The organism is Shewanella sp. WE21, assembly GCF_002966515.1.
In the GTDB taxonomy this organism is placed as follows: Bacteria; Pseudomonadota; Gammaproteobacteria; order Enterobacterales; family Shewanellaceae; genus Shewanella; species Shewanella oncorhynchi.
Map to the genome: position 1 here is coordinate 2,497,223 of NZ_CP023019.1, position 16,925 is coordinate 2,514,147.

Sequence of the window (16,925 nt, forward strand, 5' to 3'; positions counted from 1 at the left end):
TTCTATGTATCAGAAGCATTTTGGCCTAAGCCAACCTCCATTTTCACTGACACCCAATACCGGATTTTTTTTCGGCCTGTCGCCACATGTAGAAGCCTTGCAAGTCTTGCAAACCGCGCTGCAAACGGGCGAAGGCTTTATCAAGGTGACAGGGGAAGTGGGGACTGGTAAAACGTTGATTTGCCGCAAGCTCATCAACGAATTGCCGAGTCAGTTTCATTGCGCATATTTGCCTAATCCTTATCTCACGCCAGCTGAATTACGCTGGGCGGTAGCGAGTGAGCTGGGCCTTAAATACACCAGCAATATCGACCAGCAGCAACTCACAGGACTTATTCAACAGCAGCTTTTAGCCTTGAGCGCCCACGGTCACGCCATCGTATTGGTACTCGATGAAGCGCAGGCATTGCCGGACGACAGTCTTGAGGCGCTGCGGTTATTCACTAATCTGGAAACCGAGACACGCAAATTATTACAGGTAGTGTTATTTGGGCAACCCGAGCTCGATGACAGGCTTAAACGCCAAGAATTTAGGCAATTAAGACAGCGGATTACTTTTAGCTACAACCTTCGCCCACTGACATGGGATGAAACCGACGCTTATCTTCGCCACCGGTTAGCTATCGCTGGGCGTGCGGGCGAACCACTCTTTACATCACGGGAAACACGTCAGATAGCCTATGCGTCCCGAGGGATCCCCAGATTGATCAATATTCTTGCCCATAAAGCCTTGTTATTGAGTTTCGGCGAAGGCGCTACTCGTGTGCAAACCTCCCACGTTAAAGCCGCAATTCAAGACACCGAAGATGCAAGTGTTCGCCGATTATTATCGTGGAAATGGTTGCCTTTTTTCACTTTGATGACAGTGGCTTTCGGTTTGGGATTACAACACTTTTTCAGGGGTGTTGTATGAGCGTGATCAACAAGATGCTGCAGGATCTCGATAAGCGTCAGCAGGGGCATGAGCTCAGCAACGTGGCTCAGCCACAGGTGCAATATTTAGCTCGCAGGCGGGCTCCGTTTAACGGGCTGCTGCTCTGTGGTGTGTCATTGCTATTCGGTGGCGCTCTGGTTTATGGCTGGCAACTTTTCATGGCAAAGCCTGCTGAAGCGACTATTTCGGCTCAAACAAATGGGCAAAATGAATCTACTCAGACTCAAATCGAGCCTGTGCAGGTAGACAAGATTACTTCGAGGCAGCCTTCAGCAAGCGTCGTTGTCGTCGAAGAACCGCTTAAAGTTGCGACGACGCAGGAGTTTACGACTAAGAATGAAGAGCTTGAACCCAGTGTCGACGACGTTGTACTTAATCAGCCGCAAGAATTTGAATCAGAACATGATGTTGAACAAGAGTCACAACGGCAACAAGATGAGAGCTCAGTACTCGCCGATGGCCTAGTCAATACGTCAAGCGAGCCAAGCCATTCACAGTCAAATCGTGTGACATCGAGTGTGCGAAGCGCCGAGGTCACTGCTGCCGCACCCTCTGCATTAATGATGTCAGAACGTGCCAGTGTTGCTGCCGATAATGAACTTAACGCGAGCAATGAGCTTAAAGTACAAGAAGTTAAAGCTGATGCAGGCACTAATCGACTCACGCCCCAACAGCAAGGGCAAATGGCGATTACTGAGGTGAAGTTGACCCCAAAGCAGCTGGCGCAGAAGCGGTTCACATTAGCGAATGAGACTGAAAGGGATGGCAAACTCAAAGATGCCATTAGTTATTATGAGCAAACATTAGGCTTTGATCCCAGTATGCATGAAGCGCGCAAGCAGTTAGCTGCGCTGCATTATGGGCAAGGTCAATTAGCCAAAGCCAGTGAAGTGTTACTGCAAGGCATGCTGTTATTCCCACAGCAGTTAGACTTTGCCTTATTGCTTGCTCGGGTTCAGCAAGCCTCTGGTCAGGCTGATCTCGCATTAGTGACGTTAGCCAACATACCTGACACGCATCCACTGGCGAGACAAAAGTGGATGGCACAATCGGATTTAGCGCAAAAGTTAGGACAGTTTTCGTTGTCAGAACAAGCCTATAGACAATTATTGCAACAAGAACCTCAACAGGCTAAATGGTGGATGGGGCTGGCCTATGCGCTCGATTCGCAGCAACAATTTCCCCAAGCACGCCAAGCCTATCGGACTGCTTTAGGCCATAGAGGCTTATCGGCGCAGGCGAGTGCCTTTATTGAACAACGTTTGACTCAGCTAGGAGATAGCCAATGAAACCCAGATTAAAAATGCGTTTGGGCGATCTGTTAGTTCAAGAAGCCATTATTACTGAAGCGCAGTTGCAACAGGCGTTGGCCGAGCAGCGCAATACGGGCAAAAAACTGGGTCGTACTCTGATTGATTTGCAATCGATTACCGAACATCAGTTACTGCAGTTCTTGTCGCAACAATTGAATGTGCCTTTGCTGGATATCAGTAAAATGCCTATCCCTGCGGAAGTGGTGCATCTTATTCCTGAGGTGCAAGCACGACGTTTCCGCGCTTTAGCGGTTGAAGACCGGGGCGATAGCGTATTGGTTGCAATGAGCGACCCCGCGGATTTGCAGGCGCTCGATCACCTCGAAATGCTTATCGCACCTAAGCGTTTGAAGTTAGCGGTAGCGCCCGAGCAGCAACTGCTGCAAGCGTTTGATAACTTATATCGTCGTACAGACCAAATTGCCCAGATTGCCGGTAAGCTCGAAGAAGAATACGCCGCCGATGAGATGTTCGATTTAGCCAGCCTCACGTCGGGCGACAGTGACAATGAAACCACAGTGGTTAAGTTGCTGCAGTCGATTTTTGAAGATGCGGTGCAAATGCGCGCCTCGGATATCCATATCGAACCCGGTGATAAAGCCTTACGTATTCGCCAGCGTATCGATGGTCAGCTACATGAAACGATTCTGAATGAAGTTAATATTGCCGCGGCTTTAGTATTACGACTTAAGTTGATGGCGGGTCTCGATATTTCCGAGAAACGTTTGCCGCAGGATGGTCGTTTTCATATGGAAATCAAAGGTCATCATATCGATGTGCGTATGTCTACTATGCCGATTTACCACGGCGAATCTGTGGTGATGCGTTTGCTCGATCAATCGGCGGGTTTATTGACCTTAAACGAAACCGGTATGCCGCCTGCTATTTTGGCGCGTATTCGTAAACAGATTAAACGTCCCCACGGCATGCTACTGGTCACAGGTCCAACGGGTAGCGGCAAAACGACCACCTTGTACGGTATTTTGAGCGAGCTCAATACCGCCGACCGTAAGATCATCACGGTCGAAGATCCGGTCGAGTATCAATTGCCGCGGATCAACCAAGTACAAGTTAACCATAAGATTGGCTTAAACTTTTCAAATGTATTACGCACCACCTTACGTCAAGACCCCGATATCATCATGGTGGGGGAAATGCGAGACCAAGAAACCGTGGAGATTGGCCTTAGGGGCGCATTAACGGGTCACTTTGTGCTATCGACCTTGCATACCAACGATGCGGTCACCAGTGCGCTGCGTTTACTCGATATGGGCGCTGCGAGTTATTTAGTTGCTAGTGCCTTAAGGGTGATTATTGCCCAGCGTTTAGTGCGCCGTGTCTGCCATAACTGTGGGGTAGAGTATCAACCGACACCGCAGGAAAAAGCCTGGCTGAGTAGTGTGAGTCGTAAAGATTTTAGCCATGCGAATTTTAGAATTGGTACGGGTTGCCAGAGTTGTAATGGCAGTGGTTATCGTGGCCGTATTGGTATTTTTGAAATTCTCGAGCTAGATGAAAAGATGATCGATGCTATGCGTACTGGTAATCCGCAGGATTTTGCCAGAGCCGCGTTGCAGAGCCCTAACTTCACCCCACTCGCTGAGTCAGCTTTGCAATATCTGAGCGAAGGCATGACGACGATTGAAGAGGTTGCTAAGTTGGTGGAAGACGTGAGTGAATCTCAGATACCTTTGTCGAAGGATATTATCAGCCAACAAGGCGTTGAGGCGTAATTATGCCAATTTATCAATACCGTGGACGCAGTGGTCAAGGTCAATCCGTTACGGGACAATTGGATGCCGCGTCGGAAAGTGCCGCTGCTGACATGCTATTGGCGCGTGGCATTATCCCCCTTGAAGTCAAAGTCGCCAAAGTGGTTAAGTCGTTCTCACTGACTAAGTTATTTGGTGGCAAAGTCGCGTTAGAAGAATTACAGATTTTTACCCGACAAATGTACTCCTTGACCCGTTCTGGCATTCCTATTTTGCGGGCGATTGCAGGCTTATCTGAAACGGCGCATTCCCAGCGAATGAAAGATGCGCTTAATGATATTTCTGAGCACCTCACCGCAGGGCGACCCTTGTCATCATCCATGAATCAACATCCCGATGTGTTTGATTCTTTGTTTGTTTCTATGGTGCACGTGGGGGAGAACACGGGTAAGTTAGAAGATGCCTTCATTCAACTTTCAGGTTATATCGAGCGTGAGCAAGAGACGCGGCGACGAATTAAATCGGCCATGCGTTATCCCATTTTTGTATTGATTGCGATTGCGCTCGCTATGGTGATCCTCAATATCATGGTGATCCCTAAGTTTGCTGAGATGTTTTCTCGTTTTGGCGCCGACTTGCCGTGGGCGACAAAAGTGTTGATTGGTACATCAAATCTATTCGTGAATTATTGGGCGCTGATGTTGGTGGCGCTGATTGGCACTATTATTGGCATTCGTTACTGGCACCATACGGAAAAAGGCGAGAAGCAGTGGGATAAGTGGAAGTTACACATTCCCGCCGTAGGGTCGATTATTGAGCGTTCGACGTTAGCCCGTTATTGTCGCAGTTTCTCTATGATGCTCAGTGCGGGCGTACCGATGACGCAGGCCTTAAGTTTAGTGGCCGACGCGGTAGATAATGCCTACATGCACGACAAGATAGTCGGTATGCGCCGTGGCATAGAGTCTGGCGACTCTATGCTGAGGGTATCGAATCAGAGCAAGTTATTTACGCCACTAGTGCTGCAAATGGTGGCTGTGGGCGAAGAAACGGGGCAAATCGATCAATTACTTAATGATGCGGCAGATTTCTATGAGGGCGAAGTAGACTATGATTTAAAGAACCTCACCGCGAAATTGGAGCCAATTTTGATCGGTTTTGTGGCCGTGATTGTCTTAGTGTTGGCCTTGGGGATATACCTGCCAATGTGGGATATGCTCAATGTGGTCAAAGGCGGTAAGTAAGCGATATGGATAATATTTATTTCCTATCTTATACGTGGGACTGAGGTTAAATGCAGACTCAGCAAAAGGCTGAAAGCGATCTATTACGTATCTATGGACGTATGATCGCCATTGGAATTGTATTGGTTATCATGGCGGTGATCGGAGCTAAGTACTTTTTTACGCTACCACAAATAGCGACTCGTGGATTGGAAGTGGAACACGCTCGTTTTTTAAATGTGCTGGTGATGGTGCGTTCCCAGTGGTTGTCTTTGGGTAAGCCGGCGCAATTGCAGTTGAACTGGGAGGTATTTGATAATCTCTCCCCAGAAACTGAGTCGAGTGTTGTCGATATCAATGATTTAGGATGGCCACAACCTAAGCACTTAAATGATCAAGGCTGCCAAGATTTGTGGCAACAGTTAATGGGCGCTGAAACTGATAATTTAGGTCTAGAGGCGGATTATTTGGCTAAGGATAATAGCTGCCACTATCGGTCTAAAAATGGCGATAGTTTAGGCTATCAACTGAACTCTGGCAGGGTCATTTTTTTGACTGCTCCGTAAAATATTGTTAACTCAATGGCTTTTTAAAATTGATTTAACTGTTAGAATAAAATTTCTGAGGTCTGGGGACATATATATGAAAACTAAGCAAACAGGGTTCTCATTAATCGAACTTGTGATTGTGATTGTGATTTTGGGTTTACTCGCCGCAACTGCGATCCCACGATTCTTAAATGTCACCGATGATGCTGAAGATGCCAGTGTTGACGGTGTTGCGGGTGGTTTATCGACTGCAGTCAGCTTTGTGCGTTCTCAGTGGGAAGTTGATGGGCGTCAAAATAGCAGCGTTATCCTCGACGGTAACACAGTAAATGTCGATACACGTTTTGGTTATCCTACAGGGACTTCAGTAACCAGTGCGACTGCTATGACTAATGCCAGTTGCCAAGAAGTGTTTAACACTGTGTTGCAGAGTGCTCCACGTAACGTATTATTTAACCAAGATGCACGTAATCAACGTTATACCGCTCGTGTTATTAACGCCGCAGGTGGCAGTGCTAACTCAATTACTGGCGCAGTCGTCGCAGGTTTAGATTTATGTGTTTATCACCAAGTGGCTTCACTAGTGCTAAATCAAACGAATGGTGTACCCACTCCTGCCCCTGATTTAACAACTGTAGGTGCTAAGGGAATTGTGTATAACCCAGGCACAGGCAGAGTGTTAAGCTTCACTCAAACACCATTTGTACCATAGGCCGTAATTAATAGTTTTATTTTGTTCATGTTTTAAGTAGCTTAGTTTAAAAGTAATAGAGTCTAAAAGTGACTTAACTTAATTAGTACTCACACGAGTACTCACTTAGAAAGAAAGGTAGTTTTATATGAAAAGACAACAAGGTTTTACCTTAATTGAATTAGTCGTAGTGATCATTATCTTAGGTATTCTTGCTGTCACAGCGGCACCTAAGTTTATTAACCTGCAAGGTGATGCGCGTGTTTCTGCTTTGAATGGCCTAAAAGCCTCAATCCAAGGTGCAAATAGCTTGGTTTATTCTAAAGCGGCCTTGGCTGGAGAAGAGAAAAAAGCTGCAACAGCAACTCCTCCTCCTTCTGTTGATATTGGCACAGGTACTAACGCAGTTACGCAATTTGGCTATCTTCAAGCAACAGAAATTGAGTTGGAGAATGCTATAGAAGTGAGCTTTGATGAAGGAACCAGTGCTACAGATCCAACAGTTGCTACTGACACCGGTGCAGATTGGATTATATTTGAAGGTCAGGGTGTTGTGACCATGTGGCAAAAAGGTGCTCCAGCAGAATGTCGTTTTACTTATACACAAGCAACAAGTGCGACAGTTGCTCCTGTTTACTCTGCAATTCCTGATGCTTCTGATTGTTAATATGCATTTATGAAAAGGCCTGCCTAGCAGGCCTTTTTTTTAGATAAAATACGGTTCTTACATGATTTTAAATAAATGAGCCAGCCAAGAGTTTTCCGACATTTATTTGCGTTAATCATATCGTTGGCAGAAACTGAACCTAGCACTTGAAATCAGCAATTAACGCGAGCGATGCTTAAATTCTCTATGTCAAAACAAGCTGGATTTACCTTAGTAGAATTAGTAACGACCATCATCTTGATTTCAATTCTTGCTGTGGTGGTACTGCCTCGCCTGTTTACCCAGTCTTCCTACAGTGCCTATAGTTTACGTAACGAGTTCATTAGCGAGCTGCGTCAAGTACAGCAAAAAGCGCTCAATAATACCGACAGGTGTTTTCGTGTAACCGTCTCTGGCACTGGCTATCAAGTGAGTCAATTCTCTACCCGAAATGGGGCGGTTTGTTCTGGTACTGCATTATCGCCAAACCCGCTTTATACCCAAGCTTTTCAAGGTGGTGCTCAATTAGTACTAGTAAGCCCTAACAGCAGCGACTTTAGCCTTGATTTCGATATCGATGGTAGCACTTCGTTGGCTTGTAATGGGCCATGCATTAATGTGATTGCTAATGACACTGTGATGATTAACGTCTCCTCTGAGGGCTATATTTATGCGAATTAATCCTCGGTTGCTATTGGGCAAAGCATCAGTAAAAGCATCCAAAAAAGCCAAACCACAGCAGGGTTTTACCCTTATCGAATTAGTGATTGGCATGCTGGTGATTGCCATTGCAATAGTGATGCTAACCAGCATGTTATTCCCCCAAGCTGATCGTGCGGCCAGTACCTTACATAGAGTACGCAGTGCTGAGCTTGCACATTCGGTGATGAATGAAATCTGGGGTAAACGTTACGATCAAAACACCAATGCCAATGGTGGCACGCCAGCCTGTGGTAGTTCGCTCGGTAGTAATTGTTCAACGTCATTAGGCCCTGAGTTCGGTGAGAGTCGTAACAACTTTAACGATGTGGATGATTACAATGGCTTAAATGAAACCGCGACTATGCTCAATTCGACCCAAACCTATGCAAATGCTTATCCTAACTATCGCTTAAGCGTCACAGTTGCTTATGGCGCAGTGTCCAATACTAAGCTAGTGACGATTAATGTGACTACGCCCGACAACGAAGTGATTACTTACAATATGGTGAGGAGTAATTACTGATGGCCTCACCTTTATCTGCGGTTAATAAAAAATCCACACTAGGTTTTACCTTGGTCGAGATGGTCACTGTTATCTTGATTCTGGGGATTCTCGTGGTCGGGGTGAGTAGTTTTATTATTTTTGGTACGCGGATTTTTGTTGAGTCGAGTTCAGTCGATCAAGTGCTAAGTCAGAGCCGTTTTGCTGTTGAGCGAGTGACCCGTGAGTTGCGCAGTGCCTTACCTAATAGCTTGCGAGTTAATACCGATTCGCTGACCTATCAATGTGTTGAGTTTGTGCCTATCGAAGCCAGCACGACTTATCTAACCATGCCAATAGTGCCAGTTGCCGCCGCGAGCACTGGGATAGTTATTCTAGATAATACGGTGAGTGCGATTCGTGTGAATCAATTCGCTTGGATCTATCCCTTGATTGATGCCGATGTGTATAGCAGCGCGAGACAAAAGCGGGCACAGGTTAAAACGATTGCTACTGCGCCTTCCCCTTTGGAGCATCAAGTGACGCTGACTTTTACTGCGCCAACACGTTTTGCAGAAGCATCACCACGACAAAGGATCTATTTTGGTTCGAGTCCAGTGAGCTATTGCTTTGAAAAGGGGCCAAGCGGCAATGAATTACAATTATTGCGTTATGCTGGTTATAGCTTTAATGCCATTCAGCCAAATCCTGCCGCTATGCCTGCCACTATGGGCACGGGCGTGCTAATGGCGCAAAGTGTGGCAAATGTTTTAAATAATGGTGCTGATTTACCGCTGATTTTAACGCCATCTAGCCTAGTGAATAATGCCATGGTGCATTTACAACCGCGGTTTAATGTTAATGGTGAGACGTTCCAATATCGACATCAAGTGCAGGTGATCAATGTCCCTTAATTTATATCGTCAATCGACAGGTCATCACTCGGTAATGCGAATCTTACCCAGAACATCACTAGCAAGGTTGCAACGAACTGCTTTACCTGCGCGTCAACGCGGCAGTGCATTGATTATTGGCGTGTTTGTGATCACAGTGATGTTTCTACTGGCGTCAGCCCTGATCAATATTGTGCAGGATGGGGATACTGGATTAACCCAGGAGGTGTGGGGGACTCGTGCCTTTGCCGCCGCGAACAGTGGCGCCGATGCCGCATTGGCAACATTATTCCCATTAAATGGTTTAGTTGGCATTTGCCCTGCAACGAGCACTTGGAATCCTCCTAATGTAACCGGTTTTCATGCCTGCACTGTGACCTTGACGTGCAAAGCCTATGCGGTAGGTACAACCACCCAATATCGAATCAACAGTAAAGCAGTATGTGAAAGCGGCGAGACCCGTGTCAGCCGACAAGTTGAGGTAGAAGCTCGTGGGAATTAATCTTTTTTATCGTACCATATTGGCAGCACTTATCTTGAGTTTTCCCTCGTCAGTGATGGCATTCGACCCTATTGATCAGAGTGCGATTTTTGCCAAAGTTGCTCAAGGTCATCATGGTGATTACTCAAACGTGTGCCGTCAGATATCATCGCCACAATTAATGATAAATGGTAATGGCATCATTAATGGTACTGGTGGTGCTGCATTAGATTATTGCTCGAGTAACGATGGCAGTGGGCTTTCTAATAACAGTTGTGATAACGGTACAGGCGGAGTGCGGAAATGCACTATCGATGGCAGTGATATTCGAGGTTTAAAATTAACTGGGAGTAATGCTTTTTTATCGAGTAGCGGCGCTGGTGGCGGTTATGGTTCTTGTAATACTGGCGAGCAATTAACGCTTGGTGGTAATGGGCAAAGTCAGTTTAGCAATGTTTCGCTTTATTCTGCTTGTACTCTGACTCTATCGTCCACTCAAAATGAGTATCGATTTAACACTATCGCTATTGGGGGCGGCGCGACACTCGTTTTACCTGAAGGGGACTATTGGGTAGATAGTTTTACTTTGAATCAAGATGCTAAGGTGATTTTGCAAGGCAATGTCCGCATTTTTATAAAGCAACAGTTTGAATTAAATGGCAGTAAATTCAATGAAAATAATGCTGCTTCTGCTCTTATTATCGGTTATAGCAATATTCAGCTAAATAGTGATGCTGTACTCAATGGGCGAGTTTATAGCGATGCAACATTAAGTCTAAATAATAACTCGATTATCAATGGCCGAGTCACCAGCCGTTATTTGGTTATGAGTAGTGGTCGTATTAATGATTATGTACCGGTATTACAGTGTTTTAATGACACTTTCTCCCAAAGTGCATTAAGCAGTGATTGGGTCGTTTCCCGTAGCAGTGGCACTTTTACTCCATCTATTCGAAGCGGTCGATTACGCTTAACCGAAGCTAAATCTGACCAATCTACGGCATCTACCTATCAAAGACTCTTTCCTGGAAAAGCTAACTTAGTGGAGATCCAGTTTGATCACTATGCCTATGGTGGCAATGGTGCCGACGGCATTGCGGTAGTGTTATCGGATGCTTCTATAACGCCGCAGCCTGGCGCCTTTGGCGGTCCATTGGGTTACGGTTATAAACCTGGTATTAATGGGTTCGCGGGTGGTTGGCTTGGGTTTGGTATTGATGAGTTCGGTAACTTCTCCGGTGAAGGCGGTAGTTCTAATGTCGGCCAGCGACGCCAGTCCGTTGCGGTTCGCGGTTCGGGTGTCGGCACGTCAGGGTATAATTATTTACGCGGCGCTTGTAGTAATGGCACTACTAATACGAACGGTAGTTGCTTATCGCCTGCGGTAGACGGCAATAATGTGTCGCCTGCGCACAGGTATAAAATTACAATTGATTCGCAAGCCGCGAATCAATCTATTGTGAAAATTGAGCGTAATACCGGTTCGGGTTTTGTGACTTTAGTTCCCGCATTTAACGTCGCTGCACAAATTGGTCAGGCTGCCATTCCAAGTGATTTTTTATTGTCTTTAACGGGCTCAACGGGGGGCTCAAATAACAACCACGAAATCGATAACGTGCAAATTTGTGCGTTAAAATCGAATCCTATTGGTGCTCAGATCGATCATTTTGAGTTTGATCATACGGGTCAAGGTCTGACCTGTAATGCTGAGACGGTAACGATTAGAGCCTGTGCAAATGCGAGTTGTAGTCAACCCTTTACTGCACCTCTTAGCGCAACCTTATTACCTGATTCTGCGGCAGATGGCGTATGGGTTGGCGGTAATCAAGTGAGTTTTAGCGGTGGCACAGCGCAACTGCAACTGAGGCGAAATACTCCCGGTGTAGTGACTTTAGGGGTGAAGGGCTCTAATCCCACCACTAAACCATTAAGCAAAACCCTTTGCCGTATTGGTAATGGTGGCTTGAGTGAAAACAATTGTTCACTCACCTTTGCCGACAGTGGTTTTGTATTCGATGTACCCGATAAGCGTGCGAATCGCCCCGAGCAAGTGTTAGTCAAAGCGGTGAAAAAATCCGATGTGACGAAGCAGTGTGTCCCAAGCTTCCAAAGCCAGACCAAAACGCTGAATTTCTGGAGCAGTTACCAAACGCCAAGCGCGCCTATCTCGCCTAAAGCAGTCACCATCAACAATACGGCAATTGGCACATCAAGTGCCTCGCCTACGGCGGTGAACCTGCTGTTTGATACCAACGGACAAGCAAGCATTTCAGTAAATTACCCTGATGCAGGTAAATTACAATTAGATGCAAAATATACAGGTACTGGTGATGAACAGGGCTTAGTCATGGCAGGTTCAGACCAATTTGTCAGCGTACCCGCGGGATTGTGTGTTAAGCCTGTGGACGCCAGTGCCAGTTGCCCAAGTGCGAATATGAGCTGCAATGCTTACCATAAAGCCGGACAAAGTTTCGGCATGACAGTACAAGCGATGGCATGGGAAAAAGATGGCGATCCGGACTTTTGTTCGGGCAACTTACCCACGCCTAACTTTAGTGATGCGCAGATGAAGCTTGCCAGTAAAGTCGTTGCGCCAAGCATTGCCAACGGCGGACTTGATGGGGCGTTAGGCGTGGCATCCTACAGCCACTCGGCGCAGGCCAATAATATCAATACCATCAGCAATCAGACCATCAGCGAAGTTGGAGTATTCCAAATTGCAGCGCAGGCTAGCCCAAATTATTTAGGGACGGCAAGCAGCTTAAATATTCCAATTGGATATTCAGCTAATATTGGCCGTTTTGTGCCCGATAGATTTTTAGTCAGTAACGTATCGGTCATACCTGCCTGTGGCGGTTTTAGCTATATGGATCAGCTGTTCCCTATGTCGATGGAGCTCAGTGCTTTAAATATCGCGGGGGATATAACGAAAAACTATTTCCCGCCATTTTCCCTTGCCACGGCAAAACTGGTGGGAGAAAACAACAATAATGGTGTTGATTTACAGAGTCGCTTAAGTGACTTACGTATAAAGGCTGATAGTTGGAATCAAGGTGTGGCGACGGTCGATGCTTCTTACCAAGCTAACTTTAGTCGGGTGACCCCAAATGTGGCGACGAATCTGTATCAGGATGGCCCCTTCGAGCTGCTCGATATTGGCGTGCAATTGATGGATAACGATCCTCGGCCGAATGGGCTTTACAGCTATGTGGCCTCACCAGACATGGATGCAGCATCTACAGGCACTTGCACTAACTGTAATGCTAAGAAAATCAGCACTCAAACCCTTCGTCATGGCCGTGTGGTGATGGATAACACCTATGGTCCTGAGACAGAAATACTGCGTATGCCGACTCGAGCCGAATATTGGAATGGCAGCAGCTGGGCCTTAAATACTGCCGATAACTGCACAACGGCAGTGTATGCTTTGGGTTCGCAGGTTGATCATTCCGCTCTGGGTTACAATTTTGATCCCGACTTAGTGGCGGGACAAAGTGTTGTTCGTTCTGGCGGGACTGCTACATTCCAAGCTGGCCAATTTGAGTTGCTCTGGCAAGCGGTCACCTCAAGTGGCGCGCCATACCGAGGTCAAGTGACTGCGCCCTTGGATGTGCAGCCATGGCTAGAATGGTACTGGAATTGGAATGGTGTATCACCAGCAGATCTTACTGAACCGCGGGCGAGCGCGTATTTTGGTCGCTACCGAGGGCATGACAAAATAATCTATTGGCGTGAGGTAAACTAATCTGAGTTCTTTCTCTCATTAAATTGAACTCAGGCTTTCCCTTGAAATGGGCTGCCATTTCACTTATTGGAAGTCGACGAAAACGCTTATAACAGATTCTAAATGCAATGCCTTAGTTTTATATTTGTTGCTGAATTGTGTGTTCACTCGTTTTTTGTTGCTGATATTATCGTCAATAAACAGTATTTTCCGCTTAAATACTGTTTTTTACGTGGCGATTTGAAAAAAAATCACCTCATTAGCGATTGTTAACCTCATCGGTCTTGTGGAATCAGGGTGGCATTGATAAAGTTAGCTGATTTTTCTTTTCTTCTGACTCCACAGAATACAGGCTAGTTACATGTTTAAGAAGCTACGCGGCATTTTTTCTAATGATCTATCGATCGATTTGGGTACAGCTAACACATTAATTTATGTTCGTGGCGAAGGCATAGTCCTCAATGAGCCTTCTGTTGTTGCTATACGTGGTGAGCGTAGTGGCTCCGGTCAGAAATCTGTTGCCGCGGTCGGCACAGAAGCTAAACAAATGCTAGGCAGAACGCCTGGCAATATCCAAGCTATCCGCCCAATGAAGGACGGTGTTATTGCAGATTTTTATGTGACGGAGAAAATGTTGCAGCACTTTATTAAACAAGTGCACAACAATAGCTTTTTTCGTCCAAGTCCACGCGTGCTTGTGTGTGTGCCCGTTGGTGCCACTCAAGTAGAACGCCGTGCTATTCGTGAATCAGCCATGGGCGCTGGTGCTCGCGAAGTGTATTTAATTGAAGAACCAATGGCAGCTGCGATTGGTGCGGGTTTACCCGTATCTGAAGCGACCGGCTCTATGGTGGTGGATATCGGTGGTGGTACCACTGAAGTCGCGATTATTTCACTTAATGGTGTAGTGTATTCGTCTTCGGTACGTATCGGCGGTGATAAGTTTGATGATGCGATCATCAACTATGTCCGCCGTAATTACGGGAGTTTGATTGGTGAAGCCACGGCTGAGCGTATCAAGCACACTATCGGCACTGCTTATCCTGGCGATGAAGTGCTCGAGATCGAAGTCCGCGGCCGTAATTTGGCAGAAGGTGTACCTCGTAGCTTTACACTGAACAGCAATGAAATTTTAGAAGCCTTACAAGAGCCATTGTCTGGCATCGTAAGTGCTGTGATGGTGGCGTTAGAACAATCTCCACCAGAATTAGCTTCAGATATTTCTGAGCGCGGTATGGTGTTAACTGGCGGCGGCGCTTTATTGCGTGATTTAGACCGTTTATTAATGCAAGAAACCGGAATTCCTGTAATGGTGGCGGACGATCCATTGACCTGCGTAGCACGTGGCGGTGGTAAAGCCCTCGAAATGATTGATATGCACGGCGGCGATCTGTTCTCCGAAGAAACCTAATTTAACTTCGGTATGGGGCGGTTAATCACCGCCTTAGCTTTCCTATGAAGCCAATTTTTGTTCGTGGTATTTCAAACCAATTCCGTCTGACACTGGCAATTATTTTGTCGGTGGCTTTGCTCGTGGCTAATCATCGCCTCGATCCTGTACGGCAATCGTTATCCTCTTTTTTTAGTCCATTGCAGTATTTAGCGAGCGTGCCCGGTGTTGCGCTTGACTGGTCGTCTGAAAGTTTTGCCACCCGCAATATGTTAGCGTTGCAGAATAAAGAGCTGCTCAGGCAGCAATTGCTGATGAGTGAACGCTTACAGCGTTTCGAACACTTACGCCAAGAAAATGAACGTTTACGCGCACTGTTGGGCTCACCAGCCTACCTTGATTCGCGCAAAATGGTGGCTGAAGTATTGGAGGTTGCTAGCGATCCTTTCCATCACTATGCGGTGTTAAACCATGGTTCACGCAGTGGTGTATTTGTTGGGCAGCCTGTGGTCGACGCCCAAGGGGTTGTTGGCCAAGTGGTACAAGTCAGTGAAATGACCAGTAGGGTGCTATTGCTCTCCGATGTATCACACGGATTACCTGTGCGTATCACCCGTAATGATGTGCGCCTTGTTGCCAATGGTACGGGTGAGTTAGATGAAATAGAGCTGCGCCATGTGGCCAAGAGTACCGATATTCGTGTCGGCGATTTGCTGGTCACCTCAGGTTTAGGGAATCGTTTCCCGGAAGGTTATCCGGTCGCGCGGGTAATGGAAGTGTTGACTGAAGATGGTCAAAGTTACGCTCGAGTCACCGCCCAGCCTTTAGCGGCTTTAGATCGTATTCGTTATTTATTGTTGATTTGGCCATCTCCCGATTCTGGTGTGACTTTACCGAGCCAGCCTACCGTGCCTGCTGCGGATCATTCATCGAGCGATTATGTATCAAAAGCAGATAGCGCTGTTCCTGCTGGCGGAAGTGTCACGTCAGCAGAGGCTTCTAAACCTGTGACCGCGCCTGCGACCAAACCGTCAACGGAAGCCACTCCTCCTGTGGCTGAGGTGCATTAATGAGTTTTCAGGCCGCCAATGGGCGCTTTATTGTTTGGGTGACATTATTTATCGGCGTGATCAGCCAGATCATGCCTTTGCCAAGTGCTGTTGATGCTTGGCGTCCAGACTGGCTATTAATGATTGTTCTCTATTGGTCTATCGCATTACCCCACAGATACAACATCTTAACCGCATGGGTTTTAGGCCTAGTATTAGATATTTTATTGGGAGCCACCTTAGGTGTGCGCTCTTTAGCCATGTCTTTGGTTATTTATATTGCTATCTTGCATTGCCAGCGTTTGCGAAACTTCCCTCAATGGCAGCAGTCGTTAGTGATCATGCTACTGATTTGTATTTATCACTTAGTGATTTACTGGGTTGAATTTGTGATGCAAGAGGCTGTTTTCAAAACAGATCTATTTTTACCTGCGATTTCAGGATTAGTGATCTGGCCTTGGATATTTTGGATTTTACGTCGGGTTCGACGTCATTATAAGGTTCGTTAACTGTGGATTTAGTTTTAGCTTCAACTTCGCCACGTCGCAAAGAATTATTGGCACAGATTGGATTCGGTCGTCCTGAGTTTAGTTTCACGCAAGTGGCACCGGATATTGATGAAACTGTGCAACAGGGCGAAGCGCCAAGGGATTATGTACGACGTTTAGCTGCTGAAAAAGCCCAAGCTGGACTGGCATTATGCGCAGATATGTCACAGCCTGCTGTATTAGGTTCTGATACTATCGTAGTGCTTGAAAATCAAATATTAGGTAAACCGCTGGATGTGGCCGATGCTAAGCAAACGCTCAGTGAACTGTCTGGCAGAACGCATACTGTGATGACGGCTGTGGCACTGACCTACAAAGCAGGCGAGTCTGACTCAACCTTAAAAACCTCAGTGCGCTTAGTCGAAACACAAGTGCGTTTTTGCGCTTTATCGACAGCTGACATTGAGGCTTATGTGGCTTCAAAAGAGCCCATGGATAAGGCGGGCAGTTATGGCATACAAGGGCTCGGCGGTTGCTTTGTGGCTGCAATTGAAGGCAGTTATTCTGGCGTTGTAGGTTTACCTCTGGTTGAAACGCGTGAGTTGTTAGCCGAAATTGGCTTTATTTAACTGTTGCTGGTTGCTTATATT

The 16,925-nt window shown here is 46.5% G+C and carries 16 protein-coding genes; all 16 read left to right on the forward strand.

The window, feature by feature from the left end; translation table 11 throughout:
• The first annotated feature begins 4 nt into the window (after positions 1 to 4).
• Entirely contained in the window at positions 5 to 913 is a 909-nt protein-coding gene (locus tag CKQ84_RS10885; protein WP_105251273.1) for an ExeA family protein, read from the forward strand.
• A complete protein-coding gene (locus CKQ84_RS10890; protein WP_105251274.1) occupies positions 910 to 2,223 on the forward strand; it encodes a lipopolysaccharide assembly protein LapB in 1,314 nt (437 codons plus the stop codon). The genes CKQ84_RS10885 and CKQ84_RS10890 overlap by 4 nt, the downstream gene beginning before the upstream one ends.
• Positions 2,220 to 3,980, forward strand: coding sequence for a GspE/PulE family protein (locus CKQ84_RS10895; protein ID WP_105251275.1), 1,761 nt, complete (start codon positions 2,220 to 2,222; stop codon positions 3,978 to 3,980). Before CKQ84_RS10890 ends, CKQ84_RS10895 begins: the two co-directional genes overlap by 4 nt.
• A 2-nt stretch (positions 3,981 to 3,982) precedes the next feature.
• Positions 3,983 to 5,203, forward strand: coding sequence for a type II secretion system F family protein (locus tag CKQ84_RS10900; RefSeq protein ID WP_105251276.1), 1,221 nt, complete (start codon positions 3,983 to 3,985; stop codon positions 5,201 to 5,203).
• Between the two features lie 50 nt (positions 5,204 to 5,253).
• Positions 5,254 to 5,748: an MSHA biogenesis protein MshF gene (locus CKQ84_RS10905; RefSeq protein ID WP_105251277.1), complete on the forward strand. Its 495-nt coding sequence runs from the start codon at positions 5,254 to 5,256 to the stop codon at positions 5,746 to 5,748.
• Positions 5,749 to 5,824: 76 nt separating this feature from the next.
• Entirely contained in the window at positions 5,825 to 6,442 is a 618-nt protein-coding gene (locus CKQ84_RS10910) for a prepilin-type N-terminal cleavage/methylation domain-containing protein (RefSeq protein ID WP_105251278.1), read from the forward strand.
• 127 nt (positions 6,443 to 6,569) lie between these two features.
• Positions 6,570 to 7,088: a type II secretion system protein gene (locus tag CKQ84_RS10915; RefSeq protein WP_105251279.1), complete on the forward strand. Its 519-nt coding sequence runs from the start codon at positions 6,570 to 6,572 to the stop codon at positions 7,086 to 7,088.
• Positions 7,089 to 7,259: 171 nt separating this feature from the next.
• Positions 7,260 to 7,748, forward strand: coding sequence for a type II secretion system protein (locus CKQ84_RS10920; RefSeq protein WP_168825685.1), 489 nt, complete (start codon positions 7,260 to 7,262; stop codon positions 7,746 to 7,748).
• Positions 7,738 to 8,292 (forward strand): prepilin-type N-terminal cleavage/methylation domain-containing protein, encoded by a 555-nt coding sequence (locus CKQ84_RS10925; RefSeq protein WP_105251281.1) that lies wholly within the window; start codon positions 7,738 to 7,740, stop codon positions 8,290 to 8,292. The genes CKQ84_RS10920 and CKQ84_RS10925 overlap by 11 nt, the downstream gene beginning before the upstream one ends.
• Complete coding sequence (locus CKQ84_RS10930; RefSeq protein ID WP_105251282.1) at positions 8,292 to 9,164, forward strand: PilW family protein; 873 nt, start codon at positions 8,292 to 8,294, stop codon at positions 9,162 to 9,164. The genes CKQ84_RS10925 and CKQ84_RS10930 overlap by 1 nt, the downstream gene beginning before the upstream one ends.
• Positions 9,154 to 9,645 (forward strand): MSHA biogenesis protein MshP, encoded by a 492-nt coding sequence (locus CKQ84_RS10935; RefSeq protein ID WP_173913174.1) that lies wholly within the window; start codon positions 9,154 to 9,156, stop codon positions 9,643 to 9,645. The genes CKQ84_RS10930 and CKQ84_RS10935 overlap by 11 nt, the downstream gene beginning before the upstream one ends.
• Complete coding sequence (locus CKQ84_RS10940; RefSeq protein WP_105251283.1) at positions 9,635 to 13,369, forward strand: DUF6701 domain-containing protein; 3,735 nt, start codon at positions 9,635 to 9,637, stop codon at positions 13,367 to 13,369. Before CKQ84_RS10935 ends, CKQ84_RS10940 begins: the two co-directional genes overlap by 11 nt.
• A gap of 340 nt (positions 13,370 to 13,709) precedes the next feature.
• Entirely contained in the window at positions 13,710 to 14,759 is a 1,050-nt protein-coding gene (locus tag CKQ84_RS10945) for a rod shape-determining protein (protein WP_105251284.1), read from the forward strand.
• A gap of 44 nt (positions 14,760 to 14,803) precedes the next feature.
• The gene (gene mreC / locus CKQ84_RS10950) at positions 14,804 to 15,808 is read left to right on the forward strand and encodes a rod shape-determining protein MreC (protein WP_105251285.1); all 1,005 of its coding nucleotides are present in this window, start codon (positions 14,804 to 14,806) and stop codon (positions 15,806 to 15,808) included.
• The gene (gene mreD, locus CKQ84_RS10955) at positions 15,808 to 16,296 is read left to right on the forward strand and encodes a rod shape-determining protein MreD (RefSeq protein ID WP_105251286.1); all 489 of its coding nucleotides are present in this window, start codon (positions 15,808 to 15,810) and stop codon (positions 16,294 to 16,296) included. Before mreC ends, mreD begins: the two co-directional genes overlap by 1 nt.
• Positions 16,297 to 16,298: 2 nt before the next feature.
• Positions 16,299 to 16,904, forward strand: a complete 606-nt coding sequence (locus CKQ84_RS10960) for a nucleoside triphosphate pyrophosphatase (protein WP_105251287.1) — start codon at positions 16,299 to 16,301, stop codon at positions 16,902 to 16,904.
• Positions 16,905 to 16,925 lie beyond the last annotated feature (21 nt).